The organism is Lederbergia panacisoli, assembly GCF_024626525.1.
Classification (GTDB): Bacteria; Bacillota; Bacilli; order Bacillales; family Bacillaceae_C; genus Lederbergia; species Lederbergia panacisoli.
In genome coordinates this window covers 67,954-92,944 of sequence record NZ_JANJGU010000006.1, presented here as the reverse complement: position 1 = coordinate 92,944, position 24,991 = coordinate 67,954, and the positions used below count along the sequence as shown (strand labels likewise).

Here is a 24,991-nt window from a genome sequence, read left to right as displayed (position 1 = left end):
ATGTTCGACTATCCTTTTTGATGGGGTGTGGCAAATGGATAAGCTCATCACAGTAAAAGGTTTTATGCGCATTTTTTCCGTCCTGCTCTTAATTGTATTAATTATGTTTGTTACCAATTATCTCCTTATGAAAAACTCCACACAGAGACTCTATGAGCAAATGAAGGAAAACAACCGTCTAATTGTTAGCGGAATTATTCAATCGATTGATGATACTTTTAAAGATATAAATAATTTAATCTATTCAATTGATACTCTTCCGTATAATCCCAGTGATAACCAAGAAGTAGATTATACTAATTATTTGTTATATAAGGATATGCATAAACTGATCACACTTTCATCCTCGCATGATTATATAGAGGAAGTTGTTGTGTTTTTTGATCAATCTGATCTTGCCATTACATCAAAGGGAACCATTGATTTAAATGAATTTTTCAATGAACAATATAAAAATAAGCGAAATAATGCGATGTTCTGGACCTCTTTTTTTAGTGATGAAAAACCATTGGAAATTTTCCCGGCAAAGACATATATGAAAAAGGTAAGCGGGGATAACTACAGATCCAAAAATTTGATAACCATCGCAGGAAACACTCAATTTTCCTCCAAAAACATTATTGTTTTTTTAGACGTCGATGCTATGTTGGAAATTATTGATCAGAAAACAATGATGGATGAAACTTCATTTCTCATATTAGACCAAAACAATAATATCGTATTAACTACAGAAGAAAAAATTAATTTAGGAGAAGTTGTTCGAGGCTTATATGTAGATGAAGGTGAACAAACCATATTAAAAAATCAAATATATGAATATGTTGTTTATAAATCTGACTATAACGGATTTACCTATATCAATCGAATCCCTATTCAGTATACGACGGTTGCCTCAATTACAGATGATCAACAAACCATCATACTTATTAGCGGAATTATTACACTTTTGCTTTTGTTTGTTCTCAGTTTATATTTGTTTCGTCCAATGAAAAAGGTAAGCAGCATCATTGGTGGAGAACCGAATTGGAAAAGTATTTACCGATCAATCTTACATTTAAAACAAGATATTATAAAATATAAAAATATAGAAAAAACATTGCAATCAGAGTTAAATAGACATATTTTTATTAAGGCCATGAGTGAAGGAAATAGTAAGAATGAAAATTACTTGCCATTAAAAGGGTATTTCTCTAATATTCTCAAAGACCGCCAGTTTATTCTTTTGAAATTTGGGTTTGATAGAAAAAGTACTAATGATGTTGAAGATTGTAAAGAATTTATTGAGCGTGGATTAAAAGAGGAACTGCATTACAGAACTGTATTCCTTAGAAATGACATAGAATTTTTAATTTTAATTGGAATCGACCAAGCATCCGAACGAAAATATGTGATTCAGTCCATTCAAAAATTAATGGAGCGCGCCCAAATATCAATGAAAGGTGACATTTATGCCATTATTAGCAAGCCTTATGATTCAAGGATAGATCATTTGCGAACAGCCTTTCAAGATATTACTTATACATCCCTCTATCGAAATGTCGGCATTGACTCTATGCTCTACGATGCAGAAACTATTCAACATACTATCCAGATATATTTTCCAGTGGAAAAAATCGAAAAATTACCTAATTTAATCGTAAGCGGAAAAGAGAATGACGCCATTCACATTATCAATGACATTATTAAAGAAAATGTTGATATGAATATTCAGCGTCATCAATTTTTAGCGATATTACAAAGTTTATTATTATATATGAAAAGGCATCTTCAATTAAATAAAGATGATCAACACCAGCTGTATACACTTGAAATGAATTTCGACAGCAATATGAGGGAATCCCAAAATCTTGAAGAATTGAAACTGTCTTTTATGAAAATAGTTAAATTTGTTATAGAAAAAGGAACGCAAACAAAAAAACAAGAAAGCAAATTAAATCCAGTTTTTATTGCCCAATACATCGAACTGCATTACATGGATAATTTATATCTCGAACATATGGCAAAGATTACAGAGACGTCTTCAAAATACTTCTCCAAGTATTTTAAAAATGCCTTTGGTGTAAATTTTGTAGAATATTTACATCGTGTAAGGATTAATTATGCAAAAGAGCACTTAAAAAATGAAAATACAACGATTGCCGAAATCGGAGAAAAAGTTGGTTATTTGAATGCGACTACATTCGCAAGTACCTTTAAAAAATATACAGGTCTTTCACCTACTAAATACCGAGAGAAAATAATAAATCAAGATTTTAACTACAAGCATAATAGTATACAGATTAAAAGGACAGGAGAGACAAAATGAAAACAATTGCAGAACTAGAAGAATATTTGTCAAAACCGTCACTCGAACTGATTGAACAAATAGGAGCATTAGAAGGAGATATTTTAATTTTGGGTGTAGGGGGAAAAATGGGGCCGACTCTTGCAAAGATGGCTAAAAGAGCTATTGATTCTGCAGGAGTAGAAAAAAGAGTCATAGGTGTATCTCGGTTTTCCACAGGATTTTTAAAACAAGAACTTGAAGATTTTGGAATAGAGACGATTACTATGGATTTATTAGATGAAGGAGCGATTGATGCACTGCCAAATGTAAAAAATATTATTTATATGGCCGGAAATAAATTTGGAACTCACGGCAATGAGCATCTTACATGGGCAATGAATGCGTATTTACCTGGAAGAGTTGCTGAAAAGTTTAAAGATTCACGCATTGTTGTATTTTCATCGGGAAATGTGTATCCATTAACAAAAGTTGGGAGTACGAATTGTTCCGAAGAAACAGCACCTAAGCCAATTGGCGAGTATGCTCAATCATGTCTTGCCAGAGAGCGAGTGTTTACATATTTTTCCTACAAAAACGAAACGCCAATTCTTATATATAGATTGAATTATGCTATAGATCTAAGGTATGGCGTATTACTAGAAATTGCCAAACATGTGCATGAGGGCAACCCAATTGATCTTACAATGGGAAGTGTTAATGTCATTTGGCAAGGTGATGCTAATGATTATGCCCTTCGTTCATTGCTGCATTGCGAATCCCCACCGAAAACTTTAAACATTACAGGACCTGAAACGATATCAGTCCGTTGGTTGGCTAATGAATTTGGAACACATTTCAATAATAATCCTCGATTTATCAATGAAGAACAACCAACTGCACTATTAAATAATGCTTCAAAAGCCCATAAGTTATTTGGGTATCCAAAGGTAACGCTTAACGAAATGATTGAATTAGTTGCTGACTGGGTAAGGGCGGACGGCGAAACATTAAATAAGCCAACTCATTTCCAAGAACGGGAAGGAGTATTTTAAATGCTAAGTTTAGACGTAAAAAAAGAATTGTTAAATGGTACTGTAATACCTGCGCATCCACTGGCATTAACTGAAAATAGACAACTGGATGAGGCGAGTCAAAGAGCATTGACTCGCTATTATATTGACGCAGGTGTAGGTGGAATAGCTGTTGGGGTGCACACTACTCAATTTGAAATTCGAGATCCTAATTTTAATTTATATGAAAAAGTTTTATCTCTGGCAATGGAAGAAGTCGAAAAAGCCAATATAGCAGATACATTTATAAAGATAGCCGGAATATGCGGGCGAACCGAACAAGCTAAAAGAGAAGCAGAATATGCAATAGAAACGGGATATGACCTTGGGCTGGTAAGTTTAGGTGGGTTGAACGATTTAACAGAAGAACAATTACTAACTCACATTAAAAGGATTGCAGACATCATTCCAGTTTTCGGTTTTTACCTACAACCATTGGTTGGGGGAAGAGTTTTAAGTTATGAGTTTTGGAAAACGTTTGCTGACATACAAAATGTTTATGCAGTTAAAATAGCCCCTTTTAATCGCTATCAAGCATTTGATGTAGTACGTGCGGTTTGTCATTCAAATAGGAATGAAGAAATTGCCTTATATACTGGAAATGATGATAATATTGTCAGCGATCTTTTAACAACTTATCAAATATCTGTAGGAGATAAAAAGATTAATAAGAAAATAGTCGGTGGATTATTGGGACATTGGTCCGTCTGGACAAAAAGAGTAGTTGACATATTCAAAGAAATTAAAGCAGGTCAAAATAAAGAATTTATACCATCCGATTTACTAACACTGGGGCAGCAAATAACCGATGCAAATGCTGCCTTTTTTGATCCAAGTCATGATTTTAAAGGGAGTATTGCAGGCATAAATGAAGTTTTGGCAAGACAAGGTTTATTGAAAGGAAATTGGTGCCTGCTTGAAAAAGAAAAACTTAGTCCAAATCAAATGGAAGAAATTGATCGTGTTTACGAACAATATCCCCATCTTCACGATGACGAATTTGTAAAAAGCAACATCGAAAAGTGGTTCGCTTAAGTAAAATGAAGGAGGTCTAACATTGAAATCGATCGTTGCAAGCAATACAAAGGTAAAAATCATTGAAAAAGAGATCCCTGAAATCAAACCTTCATATATATTAATAAAAACATTATATTCAGCTATTTCACCAGGTACGGAAATAGGCATGATAGAAAACAGTGGTGGAAAGGAATATGCGATTGGCTATAGTGCAGTCGGAACGGCAATTGAATGTGGCGATAATGTTGAGGAAATTCAAAAAGGAGATATCGTAGCGTGCTATGGTGCTCCTTATGTCCATCATTCTGAATATCTACTAGTTCCGAAAACCTTATGCGCAAAAGTACCCCAAAAAGTTACAGCCGAAGAAGCTTCCCTTTGTGGATTAGGAGCCATTGCGATTCATGCGCTTAGAATAGCTAATTTGCAATTTGGAGAAACGGTTGTTGTCGCTGGCTTGGGAGTACTTGGTCAACTTATTGCCAAAATAGCAGATGCGGCGGCTATAAACGTGCTCGCGTACGATATTTCTGAAGAACGGACAAATATGCTGGAAAATATTAAATCTTTTTCCAAGGTGGATGATATGGAATTAGCAATAGATCAATCTACTAATAATCATGGCGCGGATGCAGTTTTATTATGTGCTGGGGGGAAACGATCAATTTTAACAAAGCAAAGTCTCGGGTGGATTCGAAATAAAGGAAAAGTTGTCATTGTAGGTGATATTGAACCTGATTTTCCGAGGGCTCTTATGTTTGGAAAAGAAGCACAAATTCTCATTTCACGAGCAGGTGGACCCGGTCGATATGACAAAATTTACGAACAACAAGCTATTGACTACCCTTATGGATTCATCCGTTGGACAGAAGGTAGGAATATAGGTGAATATTTAAGATTAGTGGATGAAAAACGAATATATGTCCAACCGTTTATTAAGGAAAAAGTATCTTTAAGTGATGCTCCCGGTGTTTTCGTGAGCTTAATGAATAAGAAGACCACCACTTTAACTAAACTGATTGACTATTCCAACTGATGGTTTTGTACGATGTTTTTTTATAAAAAGTCTCCGTTATAACTGAATGTTGATTTCAAGAGTTTGAAAAATAAGCGGAGAAATTCCGTTTATTTTGGGAAATACACATATTTCCTTAAAAATAAGTGGAGATTTTCCTGTTATATGGTCCAAATCATTGGATTTTGTCATATTTAGAGCAGTTAACCGGAATATCTCCGCTTATTTCTGATTCTTAAGCAGCTTTATACACATTAACCGGAAATTCTCCGCCTATTTATTCTCATACCTATACGAAAATCAACATTAAATAATAACAGAGCCTATAAAAATGAAATAATTTATTTGGAGGAGAATGCTATGAAAGTAGATTTGGTGATTGTAGGTGGAGGGTTGGGTGGGTGTGCTGCGGCCCTTTCGGCTTGTGCAAGTGGTCTTCGTGTATACATGACAGAAGAAACAGATTGGATTGGCGGCCAAGCTACTTCCCAAGGTGTACCTCCAGATGAACACAAATGGATTGAACAATTTGGCTGTACAATGAGATATCGGACTTATCGGAATAAGATAAGAGATACATATCATAAAACGTTGAATGTGAGAAAATCCAGTTCCAATTTTAATCCCGGTAATGGTCTTGTAAGTAATATTTGTCATGATCCTAGGATTTCATTGCATGTTTTAAATGAAATGCTGATGCCTTACATTTTGACTAATCAATTACAAATTAGCTTAAATACACAAATAATCTCTGTTCAAAAATTAGAAAAAACAATTCATGAAATGACATTTGAAAATACTGTTACCTCTGAAAAGGTTCATGTGACTGCTCCATATTTTATTGATGCAACAGAATCAGGCGATGTTCTCCCATTGGCAGATATTGAATATGTGACTGGGGCAGAGTCTCAAGCTGAAACAGGTGAACCTCATGCGCTAGAAAAATATAATCCTTTGGATATCCAAGCATTCACGTACGTGTTGGCTATGGAATATCGAGAGGGTGAAAATCATATTATTCCAGAACCCGATATGTACGAGTTTTGGAGAGAATTTCATCCAGATATTTGGCCGAATAAATATTTAAGTTTTTTTGCACCACATCCGATTACGAAAGAAAAAAGAAAGTATACCTTATTTCGAGAGGAAGATGGTTTCCCGCTTTGGGAATACCGCCGAATTTTTGCCAAAGAACAGTTCGATTCGCTATATCACGCCGGAGATATTACTCTGATGAATTGGCCGCAAAATGATTACTTTTTAGGAAATATTTATGATGTTTCAGAAGAAGATAAAGAGAAGCATATAAATCTGGCCAAACAGCTAAGTCTTTCCCTTCTTTATTGGCTGCAAACTGAAGCACCGCGCGCAGATGGCGGAAAAGGCTACCCTGGGTTAAAGCTTAGAAAAGATATCTTTTCTACAAAGGATGGGCTTGCTAAATCTCCATATATTCGAGAATCCAGACGAATTAAAGCAGAGTATACAATTGTAGAGCAGGACGTGTCTCCAGACTTTGACAATGGCAAAACCGGAAAAAAATATCATGATCGCGTAGGAATCGGTTCTTATAGTATTGATTTACATCCTAGTAAGGCTGGGAGAAACTATCTTGATATTAAAGCATTGCCCTATCATATTCCTTTGGGGGCCTTGTTACCCAAAAAGCTGGATAACGTTTTAGCTGGATGTAAAAATATAGGAACAACCCATATCACTAACGGCTGTTATCGATTGCATCCAACTGAATGGAATATAGGTGAAGCATGTGGTGCATTAATTGCATTTTGCATAAAACAAAATACCAAACCAAAAACAGTTAGAGAAAATGAGGATTTATTGGCGGCATTTCAAGCTTGTTTAAGAAAAGATGGCTTTGAATTAGAATGGCCGAAGGAATTTTATTAAAGTAGGCGGCAATATTCTTCTGAGAAACGATAATATTAAAATGGCTTGCAGAGAATCGTACTGCAAGCCTTTTGGTCGCGCTTATTTAGAAGTATTTTTCGACAGTAAGGGATATAATCTATTCCTACTGACGAACACGAGTGAATCTAGTAGAATAAAGGTGGTAGATTGTCAAATTACGAGGAGGGAAGAAATGAGAGATATAGTAAGTCAAGGGCTTGTAAAAAATCATAAAAAAACGATTGCTGTCGAAGAACTAGAAACATGGATACCTAAAATTTCGTATGAACAGTTTGCCGCGCTCATTCTTTCTTTTGAAGATGAGGGTGTTTTGGAGATGGTAAAATCGAAAGGAAGAAACTCCCGCACTCCTTCGTTAGCCTATACATATCGGATTCATAAACAATTATTAAAGAAAGAGTTTCATGAAGAACTAAAAACATACCGTCTTCGCTTACATCCTTCGATTCATTTGGATCCTTATTTTGGATTAGACCCCGGACAATGGAAAAAAGATCTTCCTTATTTATTATTAATCCATCATTATCTTGAATCATCTGGTTTTCCCAACTATGAGGTCCCCGCTCCAGAGCGAAGTGTAGAGCTTGTTAGTGATGAAAAGTGGATAACAGAAAAGCAAGGAAAAGAGCTTTTGGAACGAATCGGATTATGGACTGCGATGAAGATAATTCCTGTCTCTGATCCCTTAATGTTTGCTATTAATCCAACTGTCCTTGCCGAAAAGGCACAAAAGCATCTGATTGTTGAAAACAAAACGACTTTTCAAGCATTAGTAGAGGTACTGTCAGAGGTGGAATTTTCAACTGTTATATATGGCAGTGGAAATAAAATTATTAAAAGTATTGAGCAATTCCATCGTCAACTTATGCTTCCGCATGCAGAACATACATTTTATTATTTTGGTGATATTGATCATTCGGGAATTTTTATTTGGCATCGATTGAAAGAAAAAGTCAACGTACAGCTTGCTATGCCTTTCTACCAAGCATGTATAGAAAAGCCTTCATTGAAAGGGAAAACGAACCAACGTATCGATCAATTAGCCGTTGAAGAGTTCTTACGGTTCTTTACAAAGCAAGAAAAAGAACAGCTACAGTCTATTTTAGATCGTGGTCACTATTATCCGCAAGAGGTTTTAAAAACTAGTGAGCTACAACATATATGGAGGCACGCATCATGGAACTAAATGAGTTTTCTGATATAACAGTAGGATATCGAGAGCGTATGCGCCGCCTCGCCCTATTTGATCCAATACATGAGCTCGATCGTAAAAAGGTAAAAGATCAACAAGGGCAATCAATTGATATGAAGGGGCTTGGTTTACTTGCACTCCTATTCTTTTTTGAACAAAAGATTATGCGTAATCATAAGGTAGGAAAAAAGAATTTAGCTAGCTTTTTACAAAAGTTAACAGGTCGTCTATACATTTTAGACGGGAACGCATTTGAAGAGATTGCCTCTACTATTATTGAAACATTTCGTCCGACTCATGGAAAAAAGCGTTCCTACGCCTTTTACAATTGGGAGACATTTAAAGAAGACAATCTGGAATATTCATTGCTGAAAGCAAAGACTTTTGATTCTAAAACGAATACTCAATTTTACACATTAGATGAAGATGGGCTTGAGCTGGTGTTTGCTACGAAGGAATTTTACAGTGAATTCCAACTTTCCATTAATCAGTTAATGCTTAGGAAACAGCTGGAAAAAGGTGAATTTCGAGGGGCACTAAGACAAATTAATGAAATGCGTATAGATGTGGAAACTCTCAACGAAAGAATGATTAAGCTTCGTCATGAAATTCAACGTAGCATTGTTTCCGAGGAAACGTTCGATAGGTATAAGCAGCTGTTAGAAGATATCCATGCCAGATTAGAAAAAGAAAATGAAGAATTTTCGGAGTTAAGGCAATTTGTGAAGGAAACGAAGGATCGATTATATGAGAAGGATTACCATCAGAAGGAAAAAAAGACTTACGCTTATGTTCTTGAAATTACCAATCAGCTGGAAGAGGTTCATTATGAACACTCAAAGCTTCTTGAGCAAGGAATTGAGCTGAAAAATCATACACTAAAGGCTGCCCAAGAGTCTTTATATTATACTGGGATCGATGCTTTTAACTTTGATCAAGACATTAATGCTAGAGTAGTCGGCACACCACTTCCTTTAGAGGCTATGAAGGGGGTGCTTCATCCATTTTTACATGTACATCAGGAACAAAGTTGGTCCCCGTTTACGATTTTTGCAGAACAAAATATCCGTGAAGACCGAGAAGAAAAGGTGGATTACGGTTTTATGGAACTTGGTAATGAAACCGAAAATGATTATCAAGAACGTTTGCAAAAAAATTACGGCTATGTCATGAAAATGTCCTTAATGGCAATTGAAGATGGGTGTTTAGAGCTTGAAGGTTTAATAGATTATTTAGGTGAAAAAGATGAAGGCCTTATCCATCAGCGTTTTTTCTATGATTTTTGGATTATTCTTCATCAACGCTCACCGATTGTATCGGGAAAGATTGAAACAGAAGATGGCGAACAAAACCACAGTATGGATGATGCCTTGGCTCAGTTAGGTAATCGAACTTTACGCATAAATGAACGAAAAGAAATATTGAATGTAACTGAAAGGTTCTCGATTCAAAATATGGACATTTACATAGAAGGGGGCATAGCAAATGAATTATAGTGAGAGTAAAGTCTTGCAAGCCTTTGAACTTTATACTTTTCTAGCACGTGATGGCCAGGCTGGTCTGGAGTCGATGTCTTTGTATATGGCAGATGATTCGATTCGTGGATTAGTAGATAGTTTTGCCCATCATGTCGATTGTGTCATTATCCTTGCAGGGGACAAAATTTACATGATTCCAAAAACAAAACTATCGCCTTTTCATGTAAACAATGATTACATAAAAAGAACGTATTTAAAATCAGGGGCGACGAATGCGGATATTTATTTACTCTATTTCACGACCATCATTCTTTTTGGAGCGTTTTATGATAGCTATCAAACGTTGGAACCTACGAGAGACTTTATAGGGATTGATGACTGGGCAAGAATGGTGAATGAACGGATTAGTGTATTAATGGAACATGATGAAGAAAAGCTGCGTTCGTTGGAGAAGGAGTTTTCTTACAATTGGAAGCAGATTATCGAAAAATGGGAAGATATGAATGATATTAAAGAAACAGCCAAAAGACAAAGTGGGAATACGATTAGCCGTCTAAGTTTTATGGATACAGCTAAAAGATTCCTTATTGATCAAGAGCTTATCGAAGAGATCGGAAATAATGAAGTAATATTAACTGAAAAAGCCAAAACAATTGTACAGCGCTTCTTTATGGAAGTAGAGTATAACAAAGGGATCCTAGAGTTTATTTATCAATGGGAGGAGGCGGACAAGCATGCCATCAATTAGTAAAATTCGTTTTACGAATGTTGTATATGAAGACGGATTGAAACGCTATAATGATGAGATATTTAAATTTGACGGCTATAACGGGGCTATTCTACTAGAGAATGGTGGCGGGAAAACGGTTTTTATTCAAACCGTCCTGCAAGCCATTATTCCCCATACAAATCTCTCTGATCGAAAAATTAAGCAGACACTTCAACTAGATAATTATCCGGCCCATATAGCGATTGAATGGATCTTGTCCGAAAAACCTCGTCGTTATTTGGTCACATGCGTAAGTTTGTTTTTAACAAAGGACGGACTAGGGTCGTATCGCTATGTGTATCCATATATGGGAGGCGATCAACACGGCATTGAAAATATTCCTTTTGTACGAAAGGATTCAAACCGCCCCGCGGATCGAGGGGAAATATCAGATTATTATCAGCAAATGACACAACAGTTCATGAATGCACACACTTTCCCAACTATTAAGGAGTTTCAACAGCATATTCAAGACCAGTATCATATTATCACAAATGAATGGGAAAGCATTGTGAAAATTAATAGTACAGAAGGTGGAGTTGAGGCTTTTTTTGATGAGTGCAAACAAACGAATCAGCTATTTGATCGCCTCCTAATTCCGACAGTAGAAGGCGCGATTGCGGGTCATGATCAAAACACTTTTGTCGATACATTTGAAAAACATCGCTCAAGCTTCAAATTATATAAAGAATTGAAAGGACAAATTGAAGAAAATAAAGCGATCGAGGAAGAATTAAATCGTTATGTATTAACCTATGGGGGATTACACGAACAACAACAGGCATACGAGCAAAAGAAACAGCATGCCAAAGCAGTACTAAATCTCATTCATAGACAGGAGCAGGAGCATCAGGCAGCACTAGAGACGATACAATTGAAAATTGAGGAATTGGAGATTGAAGAAAAAAATCAGCTTAAGAAATTGCTATCTTTAGATATTCATAAAGAGCAGTCAGTTCTAGAAACATTAAAAAATGAACTCAAAGAGTATGAACAAAAACTAGGTACCAATAAAGAGGAACTATCCCAGGCAATCAATACCTTTTATTCTTTGAAGTATGCCGAACTGAAACAAGACCTTAAAGAAGAGCAAGATCGTATTCAAGCTTTAAAAAACCAGCTTGAAACGCTTGAGAAGGACGAGGAAATTCATGAAATAAAGGAAAAGTTAGATGAAAATAGTCAGGAGTTATTAGGGTATTTTCTTCATGAGCTAGAGGAAAGCGATAAACGTAAGCATGGATTGCAAATAGAAAAACAACCAATAGAGGAACATATTGAACAATTAAAAATTCAGAATAACTCACAAGGTGGTCAACTGGCGCAAGCCAAAAGTGATTACGACAAAATGGATGGGAAAATGGAAGCTTTGGATCAGCAAATGATTCGAATTCATAACCGAATTCTTTCAAATCCGGAACAAGAGTCTGTGAAAGAGAATGTCTTAGAATGGGAGAAAAACTTTGCCCATTTAGATGAACAAATCGTTCAATTAAAAAATGATCATAAGCAGTTAGTTAAAATGATTAAGGAAAGAAAAGAACTAAAAGAAACGATCGCAAAACAAAAAGAGGAAAAAGAAAATGCACGTATTAAAGAGGCATTAGAAATTGAGCAGATAGAAAACGAGCATGCAAAAGTAAAGGAGGAACTAGCTTCTTTACGCAAACAATGGATGACTTTGGATTCAATTTATTTAAAACAAGATTCACTAAAAAAACAAATAGATGATGACCTCCTTCGTTTGAACAAAGAACGGGATAACTGTTTATATAAGGAACGATTGGCCCATCGGTTTAAGGACGACTACGGAACCCAAGATTTATTTTTTGCCGACCCGTATATTGAGAAACAATTAAAGCAATGGAGCAACCAATTCAATCTACTAGAAACAGGCGTACAATTTATCCAGTCATTGGATGACTCCGCTGCGGATAAAGTGAAGAATTATCCACTTTGGCCGACTACATTAATTACAACAGAAGATGAGCAAGAAGAATTGGAACTGAAAATAAAACGGATAGATAAAGAGCTTCAATTTCCAATTGAAGTGATAACTATCGATAAGGCTCGTGCCCTTGTCCAGGAGGAAAATGTAGAAGCTTATCCGATTGTTCCAAATCATTGGAGGGAGAATTGGCATCTTTCTTTGTTCCAAGAATGGAAACAAACCATGAACGATCGTGCTGTAGCAGCAACAGAAGCACGAAATGCGATAGAAGCAAAGATCAATGTATGGAAGCGCGGTGCCGAAAATATGGCAAACTTTTTACGTGCACATCCATATTCAGAATACCAAGAAAGAAAGGAACACTTGTCTGACCTTGTAAATCAAATGCAAGATTTACATACACGACAAATAGAAAACGAAACAAAAATAACCGAAGGCGAGGAAAGACTTTCTACCGGGCAGGAGAGAATTAATGCGTATGAACAAGAATACAATGGCTTACAAGGCAAAATAGAAGCTGCCTATGAATATCTTCGTTTAGAGAAAGATAAAGTAGAATTAGTAAAGGTCCAAGAGAAGCTTGCGAGACAAATCAATGATTATAAACAGTCCGTAAATAGAATCGCTGAGCAAATTAAAAGGTTTGAAGAAGAAAAGCGACGTTTGGAAGATGAGGAAAGAGATGAAAATCATCGTTATCATATATTAATTTCGAATGAGCTGTATCTCGAGGTTAACACCTTCCGTCCTAAATATACAGATAAAGCAATCAATATTTTAAAACATGAACGTGAGGAACTTAAATTGTCCCTGCGTAGATTATCGAGTACTAGAAACGAAATTCAGATAAAGCTTGATCATGCCCATGAAAATTCAAACCGGATTTCAGTTGAAATACAAGAAATGCTTGCAGATCATGGACCATTAGATGAAGAAATGGTGTTTTCTTCAAATGGGAAGGAACAAATTGTTTATTACCGCAGAAAAATGAAAGAATTAGAGAAGGCTGTTGATGAAGCAAGCGAGCAGTTTGCGAGGAGAAATGAGAAGAAAATCAGGCAAGAAGAGGCTTTAGAAATTGCTTCTAGTAAATTTAATGAAACTTTTGCTAATGATGAACCTGAAACATTTGCAGAACCATTGTCTGAAGTACAAAAAATATTAAAGGATGAAAAGAAACGTCTTCGGGAGAACCATGATTATCTCGAGCGGGAACAGAAGCGGGTCAATGTAGAATATGATTCTATTAAAACAGCATTTCATGAACTGGATCGATTTGAAGAGGCCCATCATTTTAAAGGACCTTCTGTTACTGCGGGAGTTTTATCTGAAGGTGAAATTCAAGACTTCACATATGAGCGCGTAGCTTTCGTTCAAAATGTGACCGATCAGTTGAAACAAGGTAAAGCCAAGGTTTCAAAGGAATGGGAAAAAGTGGGGCGAGCAAAAGAGTCATTCAAGTCATTCTGTAAAAACAAAATTACAAATGTAAAAATGAGGGAAATGGCACGACAAGGGATCGACAACAAACAGACATACAAAAAGGTAGTTGAATTCCAGACACATATGCAAAAAAGAATTCAAACGGCCATTAAGTATAATGAAGCAAGTATTATCAATCACGATAAACAATTAGAGCAGTTTGTTACTCATATCAATAGCCATTTGTATACACTTGCTGGTGAGCTAGAGCTCATACCGAAAAAGACAAAAGTGAAGATAGAGGATAACTGGAAAGAAATCTATAAATTTTCTATTCCGGAATGGACACAAGAAGATGGGAAAAGTCGAATTCGCAACCATATTGATTGGATTTTAGAACAACTAGAATCGAAAAAATATTTAACTGCAGAAGGCACAGAGGATTATGGCAAAGTTCGAAGAGAGATTGAAACATGGCTTCAATCGAAGCAGCTACTGCGTGTCGTAATGAATAACGAAATGATGAAAGTCTCCTGCCGTAAGGTGACTAATGATAACCAAATCACAACACGGTCATACTCATGGGAACAATCAAATGTTTGGTCCGGCGGTGAAAAATGGAGTAAAAACATGACACTGTTTCTAGGGATTCTCAATTATGTAGCGGAAAAACAGAAGCATATTGAACCCAACATGAAACGCCATCGAGTCGTCATCATGGATAACCCGTTTGGAAAAGCATCGAGTGATCATGTATTAAATCCTGTGTTTTTCATTGCAGAACAACTAGGTTTCCAAATAATTGCTCTCACTGCACACGCGGAAGGGAAATTCCTGCGGGATTACTTCCCAGTCATTTATAGCTGTCGATTAAGAAAAGCCGCAAATTCTAACAAACAAATTATGACTACAGTAAAACAACTACACCAAGCCTATTTCCAAGATCATGAACCACAGGCACTCGAAAGACTTGGGGAAGTGGAGCAAATGGCGCTGTTTTAGGGAAATATTATGTTGTCTAATTTACGCAAATATTGAAAGTTCTCATTTCATAATAACTTATTCTTTTGAGGTGCAAAAAGAAAAAAATGTAAAATGAAAAGTGAAAAAGCATGGATTTCTAAATGAAATTCCCATGCTTTTTTGTATCCAAATATAAATTTATTTTTTTGATATAATTCGTTTTAGTAGGTACTTGCAACGAGTGTTATATATAATCCGTTATTTATAACATTTATTATAGGAAGGAGATGGCCATATGAATAAAAGATTGGAAGGACTAATGAAAATTTCGCCTTTCATAGCCGGACTTTTTATCTTAGATGGCTTGATAATGGGAATATTAAGCATTTTTGACCACAATGTAAAATTATTGACTTCATCATTATTGCTCATAGTGCAATCAATTCTTTTACTAACCTATGGGAAAATGTTTCGTAAAATCTGGAGGAAAAGTTAATCAAAAGTTTTGCGTCATCCGAGGTTGAAAATAAAAGATCCTTGCATTTTGCGAAAGACAGAATGATAAAGCAAAAACAGGGTATTTCACCCTGCTTTTTTGTCGCTCTAATATGACTCAACAAAATGTTTCAAAACATGAACTGCTTGTATACAATCATTTAAAGATGACCATTCTAAAGGATTGTGGCTAATACCGTCTTTACTTTGCACAAAAAGCATTGCAGCTGGTATGTGGCGGCCCATAATCATGGCATCATGGCCAGCGCCACTCGGTAGATAAAATGGTTCGATTTGATTGGCTAGAATGGCTTTAAGTAACCTATCCTGCATCACTTCCTTAATGGGTACGGGATCTACCCTTAGTGTTTCTTTCCATTCAAGTTTGATATGATTGTTCATACAAATGGAAGTTGCTTTTTCGATAATTAAGTTGACCAATTCATTTCTTGATTTTTCATGAATATCGCGAATATCTACCGTTAATTTCACTTGTCCTGGTATGACATTAACGCCATTTGGATGAACATAAAGTTTCCCGACTGTAGCAACTGCGGTTTGGCTTACTTGCTTGGGTAAGGATGTTAATTCAGCAATAAATTGGCTCGCAGCAACAAGTGCATCTTTTCTATCATCCATCGGAGTATTTCCAGCATGGCCAGCAATTCCGGTAAAATTCATCTCTAACCAAGAAGGTCCTGCAATACCAGTGACAATCCCAACAGGAATGCCTGCTTTTTCGAGTCGCTTCCCTTGTTCAATATGAACCTCAACAAAAGCCGCAATATTAGACAAATCCCTTTTTGCGGATAAAAGTGAATCCATTGAAAGCCCAATATTACCTAACACTTCTTCAAACGTTACACCGTAAATATCGACCTGATCTTGAAGAACCTCTTTTTTCACTTCTCCAACCATCGACATACTTCCAATTAATCCACCATTAAATCGAGTGCCTTCCTCATCAGTGAAAACAATAATTTCAAAAGACCTTTCGGGTATGTATCCCGTTTCTTTCCATGCTTCAACCACTTCAAGTGCTGCTAGAACGCCAAGGGGTCCGTCAAAATGCCCACCATTAGGAACACTGTCAACATGGGAACCAGAAAAAATGGCTGGTAGATTAGGATTTTTTCCTTCTAGTCTTCCAATTACATTACCGGCACCATCAACAGAAACTATTAATCCTGCATCATCCATCCATTTTTTTATTAAATATTTAGCTTTCTTCTCTTCTTCAGAAAAACCAATTCGATTAGAACCACCATCTACAGTACGACCAATTTTAGATAATGCGGAAAGTCTGTTAGCCAAACGCACTCCATTGACACCGTGATGATCTAAGTTCTTATCATAATCTATGATGAGCTTTTCATACACATACTCCATACGTCTTTCAACCCCATTTTTCCATTGTTTTATTTAATCATATTTTATATTAATTTTTCATAATGTGAAAATTCACCTACTATAAATTATATAATAAAACAACGGCTTCTCCATTCATGTGGGAAGCCGTTGTTTTTATCCTAATGTGTACGCTTATCTACATATTTTCCGTAATCCGGAATTGCAATTTGGTCAAATTCACGAACTAGTCTTTCTAGACTGGTAGTTAACAATTCATCTGACATCGGTACACCGTGTCCTGTAATGGCAACAGTTGGTTTTAATTCTTCTAACCTTCTTACAGATTCCCAAGCAGCATGCCAATCAGTCGTTAAATATCTTGGAGGTCCATTTATTTCCTGATCTTGTGTAATCACTTTATAAAGTGCATCTTGTTTAACCGTAATGAATGCATCGCCCGCAATTAATGCCCGATCCACTTCCCTGAAAAATGATACATGCCCCGGAGCATGCCCTGGTGTATGAATCCAGCGGAAATCAGGCATATGAGGGACGCTGCCATCCGAAGGCAATTTTTCTACATGAGTGCCTAAATTTATAGGTTCGTTTGGAAACATTGGTGACATTTTTGCCACCATTCCACCTTCAACTGTCGGGTCTGGTTCAGGGTAGCTCTTTTTTCCTGTCAGAAAAGGCAATTCTAATTCGTGGGCATATACTGGAACTTTCCAACGTTCAACTAGATCTATAATTGCACCAACATGATCGAAATGGCCATGAGTTAAGATGATTGCTTTAGGTTGACTATTTTCTCCAAATCGATTATTTACAACTGAGATGATTTCGTCTGCCGAAAAAGGCATTCCTGTATCGACTAAAACAAATTCATTATTCCCAGGTTTACCGACCATTATAATATTAACAATTTGGATTGTATGACAATACAAATCAGGCAAAACCTCTACTCCTATACCGCTTCCGATGGATGTTGCCGGAATAAACTTATAATCATCTCCATATGAAAGATTCTTATCCATTTAAAAACTCCTTTACCTTCATAAATTATGCTTCATTCTATTGTTTCTCGGCCTAAAAAATTTATGTGAAATTCACAAGAAATTGAATCAAAACTGTTTTTTTACGTCAATAATATAGAGGAAATGTTGTTAAAGAAAATTCAGATACTAAAATATCAACAATGAAATAATTTATAAGCGACAAATATCGAAAAAAACCGTCGAACGAATTATGTAGTTTATGCATATATTATTCAAGGAATCTTTAGCACACATATCGAATCATAATCATTAGAGAAATAGATATATTAAATCCAAATCAAAAGACAAGGGAATATACATAAGCCCTATTGAATACAGTGGAGAATGTGAGTAAAACGATTATAAATATAAAGAAAAGTTGGGATGGAAAAATGGGGATATATAGAGGGGTGCTTACTGTTATTTTGGTAGGTAGTTTATTAGGTTTGGCCGGATGTTCAGCCCAAGCTGCGAAACAAAAAGAGCTTGATGAAAAAATTGCTGAATTGGATAAACAAAAAGAATTATATGAGAAAGAACAAAAAAAGTTGGAAGAGGAAAGGCTTAAAGAAGAGGAAAGACGCAAAGAGGAAGAAAGAAGGCTAGCTGAAGAACTAAAGCCAATTGATATTGAAATCCTAGATCCAAATACAAATGAGGTTATCAAAACATTTAATTATATACGTAAAGATTTGAAGGAAAATGAAGAAACGTATGAGCAAGAGATTCAAAATTGGATAAAAGAATTGGCTAGAGGAACGGATACAACAGAAGGCTACGATCAAAGAATGATACCCGATCAATTGGGGAAAGATGGAAAAATCATAAAAGGAAATCCAAGAGTCATTTTGGAAGAAGCGGAACTATTTGATAAAGTGGTAGCTGCCTTTGCTGAAGGCGGAACGGTTGAACTACCTTTATATGCTACTGAAAGTGGTTATAAAGAGGATGAAGCATCTAAGCTAGATGAAGTGGTGGTTGCTTCGTTCACGACATACTTTGGTGGTAGCCCAGATGGCCGAAATAAAAATATCGAACTTTCTACAGATGCAATTAATAACGTGATTGTTGGGATAGACGATTATTTTTCTTTTAATACAACGGTTGGGCCGAGCGACGCGGAACACGGATATCAAAAAGCGATGGAAGCCTTAAATGGCAAGCTCGTTGAAGGAATTGGAGGCGGCATTTGCCAGACATCCACGACTTTATATAATGCAGTTGATAAGCTTGCGGTTTCATATGTGGAATTACACCATCATTCAGTAAATGTCGGGTATATATCAAAAGGGCGGGATGCAACAGTATCATATGGGGGAAAGGATTTTAGGTTCCAGAATACAGCCGGAGTACCTTTTTTGATTAAAGCAACTGCAAAGAGTGGAGTATTGACCGTTGAATTAAGAACATCAAAGGAAAATTCCAGCTTAATCAAGAAGGGGAATGCTTAATGAGTTAGGTTTTATCGAGATTTTCGGTAAAACCTAATTTTTTTAGGCTTTTTCTAGTAATTTACTTGTGAGTCAACTAGAAATTAAGAACAATATCATGTATACTTATAAATGTGAATAACTTCACAATATTAAGGTTTCTCGATAATTGGCCATTTGGATATGCTCTCTCAATCGAGGTGGAATGAAATGATCCAAATTAGTTTCCTTGCATTATTGATTCGATTTTTATTAGGTGGACTAGCTGTTGTGGCTTCTTCACTAGTGGCAAATAAATTAGGAGAGAAAGCAGGGGGGATCTTTGCCGCTTTTCCAGCCGTTTATTTAGCCGCGCTTCTAACGATCAATTTGGATTTTAGTCAATTCTTTTATCCAAAGGGGCTATTTACGGAATGGCGATAAATATTTTAATTGCAATTATTGCGGGATATTTACTGCCAAAACAAGGATGGAAACTTGGACTAATACATGCAATGGGCTACTGGTTTATCGTATCAATGGTTGTTGTTATTTTTTCTGCAAAATAACAAACAGAGGTGTTTTACCTTGAATATAAAAGACTTGCTTATACGCTTTACATTAGGTGGAACTGCAGTAATGTTGAGTTATATTGTAACGATTATTTCTCCATGGAAGATACTATCGGGAATCTTTGCCGCTTTTCCAGCCGTTATGATTACAGCTATATTAATGGTCGGGGTCGCATCGGGCTCAAAGAACGCCGCCAAAATTGCTAAAGGATCAGTTTTCGGAATGATTGGTGGAGTCATTTGCGTAACGACTGTTTGGCTAGGATTAATGGTGAGTAATAATTGGTTTTTTAGTGTTATGTTAGGGCTAGTCTGTTGGTTAGGAAGCTCATTGTTGGTGTCAAATTTGAGAGATCGAATAAAGGGGATAGGGATCAGAGAAAAAAGCTGACCTTATCCCCCTTTTCTATAAAAGTACTAAATTGGAAATTTTACCCGCTTGTAAAATTGCTATATTCTGGGTGATAATGAAGTCATTGCTAATTTTTACTATAAAAGGGGGCAAACATCATGAAGAAAAAACAACTAGTATCCATATGCCTAGCAGCGACATTAGCATTATCTACTTTTTCGGGTTCAGTAGATGCAGCAAGTGTGCAGTATAAAGTAAAAAAAGGTGACTCGCTATGGAAAATTTCAGTCGCTAATCATGTAAGTGTTTCGAAATTGAAAGAGTGGAACAAGTTAAAATCTAATGTGATACGAGTGGGGCAAAATTTATACATAGCAAAGCCAAATACTAGTGCGAAAAAAACATCGACAAATGTAAAAACTAGTAAATACAAAGTTAAAAAGGGAGATACCCTTTCAAAAATTGCTAAACAATATAATACAACCGTAAAGGAAATAAAGGCAGCAAATAAACTAAAAAATGACATGATTAAGATTGGTCAACTACTAAGTATACCTAAAAAAACAACGAGTAGTAAGGCTGCTGTAAAACCTGTTGCTTCAACCAAATCTAATAGCAGTAAGACTGCTGTAAAACCCGTTGCTTCAACTAACAATAAAACTGAAAGCAATATAAATACAAAAGTAGTAAACAATAATGCAAGTAAAATAGAATCAAATCAAAAAGATCAAGAGAAAAAAGCAGTTGAAAACAAATCGCAATATGCGACTATCCATACTGTACAATCTGGAGAGTATCTTTATTTAATCGCCTTAAAATATGGAACCTCTGTTTCTGAGATTAAGAGATTAAATGGTTTAACTTCTGATATGATTTATGTTGGACAAAAACTAAAAGTGACTGAAGGAATAATAAAACCGCCCGCGGCACCTGCCTTTTTAAAAGATGGCAAGTTTCCTTTGGAGAAGGGGAAGTATTTCCCTTTCGGTGATTCATGGAATGCATCCCGTACTTATGGAGGTGACCGTGTCCATGAGGGAATCGACATCATGGCTCCGATGGGCACACCTATTTATTCAGTTACAAATGGTGTAATAACCAACTTTGGTTGGAATGAGTTAGGTGGTTGGAGAGTAAGTATTGCAACTTCCGAAGGTTATTATCTCTATTATGCTCATATGAGCAAATATGCGCCAAAAATGGCGAAAGGTGTTACCGTTAAAAAAGGACAATTAATCGGATACGTCGGAAACACAGGATATGGACCGAGCGGAACGAGTGGGAAATTTGACACACATTTACATTTTGGCATGTATGATAAAAATTGGGCCGCAATGAATCCTTTTAATCATTTAAAATATTGGGAAGCATTAGATAAATAAAAGGAATGAAAACTTGTTGAGAGAGAGTCGTCTTCTCAACAAGTTTTTTATATGAAAAAAATGTAGGGAAGGTCGGTAATGGTAGATTTTGTGACTATGCTCATTATTTTACTGGGTTGCTCGTTAATTTAACTTAAAGGCAACTACAATAAAAAATGGCTCGGAAATTATTCCAAGCCATTTAATCATTAGCCTACATTATCCGGGTTTACAGAAACTCGAAGTTTTTTCTTTTTTTCCTTCACTTTCACGCGCTCAACTTTAACACGTGAAAAGGAAAATAATCGATATGTTGCTGGTACGAGTAATAATGTGATAAAGGTTGCAAACATCAAGCCTGAAATAATAGCTGTCGCCATAGGTGCTTGATAATTACCAGACGTGCCAGATGCGAGTGCTAATGGAAGCATTCCACCTGCTGTCGTTAAAGTAGTCATAAATATCGGTCGAATTCGATCTTTCCCCGCTGTAACGAGTGCATCTTCAATAGGATAACCTTCTTTTCGAAGTTGATTCGTTCTGTCAATAAGAAGGATTGCATTGTTTAATACAATTCCGATAAGCATGACGATCCCAATCCCTGACATTAGATTTAGTTCCATTTGCGTTAAAAATAACCCAAGAATGACACCGACAATTGTCATTGGAATAACTGACATTACGATAAGGGGATGACCTAAGTGATTAAATTGGACTGCCATTACAAGATATACAAGGAATAATGCGATGGCAAAAACAAATAGCATATCTTTCATTAATGCTTGTTGTTCCTCAAGATCCCCTGCAACAGAAACACTATAACCATCCGGTGTTTCAAAATCCTTTATCACTTGTTGAACATCACGATTCACCGCTCCCAAATCTTTTCCTTCAATATCGGCTGTAATGGACATAAAGCGCTCTCCATCGATATGACTAATTTCATTAGGAGTTTCAACCGTTTTTAATTCTATAAAGGATGACAACTTTCTTTCCCCATCTTGGAGCGGGATTTTCAAATCCAATAGATCATTCTTCGTATTAGTTTTTTCATCCCATTTTACGTTTAATGGAATGTTCTCTTCATTCATCGTGATTTCGCCAACTGGCATTTGTAAAAATGCTTGTTCAATGAATTGTCTGATTTGAATAGGTGATAAGCCAGCTTTTTCAATTTCTTTGTCCTTTAATTGGATTACTTGTTCTTGTGAAGTGCGTTTCATGGAACTTGTTGCGCCGACAATACCATCAATAGACCCGAGTTCATTCATAAAATCAGTTGATAGCTTTTGTAATTGTTCTATGTTTTCTCCCTTAATATTTACTTGAACAGGAGAGCCCCCGCCTCCGTCCATCGCACTTTGTACATTTTCAATTGGGGTTGTTTTACTTAGTTCGCGTAAAGATTTTAAGATTTGCTCATTCACTTCTTTTTGAGGTAAAACAATATCATCCCCCTTAGTCATATTAATAATAGCGTAAAACATTCCGCCATTATCCATGACATAATTTGTTTCTACATCCTCAATTGATTGAAGTTTAGAGTTAATTTTATCGACAATATCTTCTTTTCCCTGAATGGAAAGTCCAGGTTCCAAATTGATCATTAATTCATTATAACGGTTATACATATCAGGCATAATAGTCATCGGTATTTTGTTCACGAGGAAAAATGATCCGACTAACATTAAAATAAAAGTAGTAATAACCGCAAAGCTGCGACGTTTTTTCCTAATGGTCCATGCCACGATGGTATTATAGCTGCGGAGAAAAACTCCCTCTTTAACTCTTTTCTTCGGCTGTCTATGTTTTAATAGTTTTTCAGAAAGTGCGGGAATGATTGTAAATGCAAAGATTACTGAACTAATTAGGGTAACCGCAACGACAGTTGAAAGAATTACCATGAATTGGGCCATTTCCCCTTGAATCAAGCCAATTGGCAAAAACACAACAATCGTCGTTAACATTGATGCGATAACGGCAGACGAAACTTCTTTCGTGCCTTCTATAACGGCATCAAATTTGCTTAACCCTTGTTCTCTTTTTTTATAAATTGATTCGAGAATAACGATAGAGGAATCAACCATCATCCCAATCCCTAAACCGAGGCCGATTAAAGTAATAATATTAAAGCTATAATCAAATAACCATATTGTCGCAAAAGTAAGCAAAACTGAAGTGGGAATCGATATTCCAATTATAAAGGTAGCCCTTAAGTTACGCAGGAAAATGAGCAGTACAGCAATGGCGATTATTCCTCCGATTAATATGTTATCTGTTACTCCATCAATCGATTCTTTCACATAATCCGCCTGTGCAACCATTTCATTTAATTCAAATCCGTTGACTAAATTTTCTTTGCGAATGTTTTCAATTTCGGCTCTCACCGCATCTGCCATTTCAATTTGGGTAACTTCAGAAGTCCTGCCAACTTGGATTAATATAAAGTCTTTCGTACCGTTTTTCCAAACATAAGAGGAATTATCTAGAGGTTGAAAAGATACTTTTGCAATGTCTTTTAGTGAAATGTTGCCATTAGGAGTTGGGATCTTTATATTTTTTACGTCATTTTCGTTCTCTAATTTAGTATTCCAACGAATGGAAGAACTGTCTAACTCCCCCAAAGTAGCCTCATTATTAACGTTTTGAATTGCACCTAAGACTTGGCTTGTATCAACGAGGTGTTTAGCCATTTTTCCGCGATCCATTTCAATAGAAACCTCATGCTCTACCGTTCCTACGAGAGCAACATCCCTTACTTCTGTTAAAGATTCAAGCCTAGGCTTTAAAACATTTTTGGCGAAATCGGTCATTTCCTCCATATTCCCATTGGATATATCCATGAAAAATTCATAGTTCTGACTAGTTCCGTATTGTCCTGATTCGACTTCAGTAACACCAGAGACGGATCCTTTTAAAGAATTCGCCATAGATTCAACTTCCTTATACAACTCATCGCCTTTACCATGTTTAAAATTGATTGCAATAGAGCTCCGGCCAATGGATGAAGTGGACTGAATATCTTCAACTCCATTCAAGCCCTTAAGCTTATGTTCAAGCGGATTCGTAATCGTTCGTTCCACTTCAATTGCAGCCATTTCGCCAGCACTGATTTCCACATATGCTCCGTCCATTTTTATGCTTGGAAGCAGCTCCTTGTCTAGCTTGAAAACGGAATAGCAGCCTAACAAAATAATTAGTACAGCCATTAATCCTACTAAAATCTTTCGTTTCACAATAAAAATAATCGGTTTCATTTTCATACCCCTTGTAATTTTTTTATATTTCAATGCGGAGGAAGAATTAGGTAAAGTTGGCAATACACTGAAACATTAATTTCAAT

18 protein-coding genes are annotated in these 24,991 nt (G+C 36.1%); 15 read left to right on the top strand and 3 right to left on the bottom strand.

What is annotated here, in order from left to right; genetic code table 11:
• Positions 1 to 34 precede the first annotated feature (34 nt).
• The 10 genes from NQ185_RS10480 (at position 35) to NQ185_RS10435 (ending at position 15,568) form a co-directional block, all read left to right on the top strand.
• Positions 35 to 2,305, top strand: coding sequence for a helix-turn-helix domain-containing protein (locus tag NQ185_RS10480; protein WP_257581681.1), 2,271 nt, complete (start codon positions 35 to 37; stop codon positions 2,303 to 2,305).
• Entirely contained in the window at positions 2,302 to 3,318 is a 1,017-nt protein-coding gene (locus NQ185_RS10475; protein WP_257581680.1) for an NAD-dependent epimerase/dehydratase family protein, read from the top strand. Before NQ185_RS10480 ends, NQ185_RS10475 begins: the two co-directional genes overlap by 4 nt.
• The gene (locus NQ185_RS10470) at positions 3,319 to 4,371 is read left to right on the top strand and encodes a dihydrodipicolinate synthase family protein (protein ID WP_257581679.1); all 1,053 of its coding nucleotides are present in this window, start codon (positions 3,319 to 3,321) and stop codon (positions 4,369 to 4,371) included.
• A 22-nt stretch (positions 4,372 to 4,393) separates the two neighbouring features.
• Positions 4,394 to 5,389 (top strand): zinc-dependent alcohol dehydrogenase, encoded by a 996-nt coding sequence (locus NQ185_RS10465; protein ID WP_257581678.1) that lies wholly within the window; start codon positions 4,394 to 4,396, stop codon positions 5,387 to 5,389.
• A gap of 339 nt (positions 5,390 to 5,728) precedes the next feature.
• On the top strand, positions 5,729 to 7,276 hold the full coding sequence (locus NQ185_RS10460; protein WP_257581672.1) for an FAD-dependent oxidoreductase: 1,548 nt from the start codon (positions 5,729 to 5,731) through the stop codon (positions 7,274 to 7,276).
• 193 nt (positions 7,277 to 7,469) lie between these two features.
• Positions 7,470 to 8,483, top strand: a complete 1,014-nt coding sequence (locus tag NQ185_RS10455) for a Wadjet anti-phage system protein JetD domain-containing protein (RefSeq protein ID WP_257581670.1) — start codon at positions 7,470 to 7,472, stop codon at positions 8,481 to 8,483.
• Entirely contained in the window at positions 8,474 to 9,985 is a 1,512-nt protein-coding gene (locus NQ185_RS10450) for a replicative DNA helicase (protein ID WP_257581669.1), read from the top strand. Before NQ185_RS10455 ends, NQ185_RS10450 begins: the two co-directional genes overlap by 10 nt.
• Positions 9,975 to 10,715 carry a DUF6063 family protein gene (locus tag NQ185_RS10445; protein ID WP_257581667.1) on the top strand — a complete coding sequence of 247 codons (741 nt, stop codon included), beginning with the start codon at positions 9,975 to 9,977 and terminating at the stop codon, positions 10,713 to 10,715. Before NQ185_RS10450 ends, NQ185_RS10445 begins: the two co-directional genes overlap by 11 nt.
• Positions 10,702 to 15,111, top strand: coding sequence for a coiled-coil domain-containing protein (locus NQ185_RS10440; RefSeq protein ID WP_257581665.1), 4,410 nt, complete (start codon positions 10,702 to 10,704; stop codon positions 15,109 to 15,111). The genes NQ185_RS10445 and NQ185_RS10440 overlap by 14 nt, the downstream gene beginning before the upstream one ends.
• 256 nt (positions 15,112 to 15,367) lie before the next feature.
• Entirely contained in the window at positions 15,368 to 15,568 is a 201-nt protein-coding gene (locus NQ185_RS10435) for a hypothetical protein (RefSeq protein ID WP_257581664.1), read from the top strand.
• A gap of 107 nt (positions 15,569 to 15,675) precedes the next feature.
• Here NQ185_RS10435 and NQ185_RS10430 read toward each other — a convergent pair whose 3' ends face one another.
• Together NQ185_RS10430 and NQ185_RS10425 are read right to left on the bottom strand one after the other, a co-directional pair.
• The gene (locus NQ185_RS10430) at positions 15,676 to 16,956 is read right to left on the bottom strand and encodes a M20 family metallo-hydrolase (protein WP_257581663.1); all 1,281 of its coding nucleotides are present in this window, start codon (positions 16,954 to 16,956) and stop codon (positions 15,676 to 15,678) included.
• Positions 16,957 to 17,096: 140 nt separating this feature from the next.
• The gene (locus NQ185_RS10425; RefSeq protein WP_257581662.1) at positions 17,097 to 17,954 is read right to left on the bottom strand and encodes an MBL fold metallo-hydrolase; all 858 of its coding nucleotides are present in this window, start codon (positions 17,952 to 17,954) and stop codon (positions 17,097 to 17,099) included.
• A gap of 347 nt (positions 17,955 to 18,301) precedes the next feature.
• Between NQ185_RS10425 and NQ185_RS10420 the strand changes: the two genes are divergently transcribed.
• From NQ185_RS10420 to NQ185_RS10405, 5 genes are all read left to right on the top strand, one after another.
• A complete protein-coding gene (locus tag NQ185_RS10420) occupies positions 18,302 to 19,405 on the top strand; it encodes a VanW family protein (protein ID WP_257581661.1) in 1,104 nt (367 codons plus the stop codon).
• Positions 19,406 to 19,594: 189 nt separating this feature from the next.
• A complete protein-coding gene (locus NQ185_RS20160; protein WP_307000700.1) occupies positions 19,595 to 19,807 on the top strand; it encodes a DUF3147 family protein in 213 nt (70 codons plus the stop codon).
• Positions 19,798 to 19,932 (top strand): hypothetical protein, encoded by a 135-nt coding sequence (locus NQ185_RS20155; protein ID WP_307000697.1) that lies wholly within the window; start codon positions 19,798 to 19,800, stop codon positions 19,930 to 19,932. Before NQ185_RS20160 ends, NQ185_RS20155 begins: the two co-directional genes overlap by 10 nt.
• A gap of 19 nt (positions 19,933 to 19,951) precedes the next feature.
• Positions 19,952 to 20,326: a DUF3147 family protein gene (locus NQ185_RS10410; protein WP_257581659.1), complete on the top strand. Its 375-nt coding sequence runs from the start codon at positions 19,952 to 19,954 to the stop codon at positions 20,324 to 20,326.
• Positions 20,327 to 20,445: 119 nt separating this feature from the next.
• Complete coding sequence (locus NQ185_RS10405) at positions 20,446 to 21,669, top strand: LysM peptidoglycan-binding domain-containing protein (protein WP_257581658.1); 1,224 nt, start codon at positions 20,446 to 20,448, stop codon at positions 21,667 to 21,669.
• Positions 21,670 to 21,857: 188 nt separating this feature from the next.
• On the opposite strand, the gene NQ185_RS10400 is transcribed toward NQ185_RS10405, so the two are convergent.
• Positions 21,858 to 24,905, bottom strand: coding sequence for an efflux RND transporter permease subunit (locus tag NQ185_RS10400; RefSeq protein ID WP_257581656.1), 3,048 nt, complete (start codon positions 24,903 to 24,905; stop codon positions 21,858 to 21,860).
• Between the last annotated feature and the right edge of the window lie 86 nt (positions 24,906 to 24,991).